1 protein-coding gene is annotated in these 544 nt (G+C 61.4%); it reads right to left on the bottom strand.

All coding sequences use genetic code 11. The annotated features are described in order from the left end of the window. Window positions 1-533: ABC transporter ATP-binding protein (locus KDM41_18870; protein ID MCB1185488.1), on the bottom strand; the 533-nt coding region annotated here is incomplete at its 3' end. Between the last annotated feature and the right edge of the window lie 11 nt (window positions 534-544).

Raw genomic sequence — 544 nt, 5'->3', positions numbered from 1 at the left:
TTGAGCACCACATGTCCCTTCCGGTTCGGGCTGTAGTCGAACATCGCCCTGTCGGTCGCCGCCGCACGTCGTGTCTGTGCGTGCATATACTCGGAACTGACGGCCGAGGTATCTCCATCCATGCGCACCGTTCCCTTCTCCAACCAGAGACAGCGGGTCGTGTTGCCGCTGATGTCGTGCAGGTTGTGCGAGACCACGACCACGCTGGTGCCTTGCGCCATGGCCTGCCGCATGGCCCGCTGTGCCTTCAAACGGAATGCGTGATCACCAACGGCGAGCACCTCGTCAACGAGCAGGATGTCCGGCTCCACGGCGATCGCCACTGAGAATCCAAGGCGCGCGGCCATGCCGGAACTATAGCTCTGCAAGGGCATGTCGATGAACTCACCGACCTCGGCGAACGCAACGATCTCATCGAACTTCTCCTTGATACGCTCCTTGCTCAGGCCAAGCACCGACGCATTGACCTGGATGTTCTCCCTGCCCGTCAGCACCGGATTGAAGCCGGCACCCAAAGCGATGAGCGCTCCCACCCTGCCACGTA

The sequence above is a fragment of the bacterium genome, from assembly GCA_020440705.1.
GTDB lineage: Bacteria > Krumholzibacteriota > Krumholzibacteriia > LZORAL124-64-63 > LZORAL124-64-63 > JAGRNP01.
The sequence above is the reverse complement of the archived record's forward strand: the minus strand, read 5'-3'. Positions and strand labels throughout refer to the sequence as shown.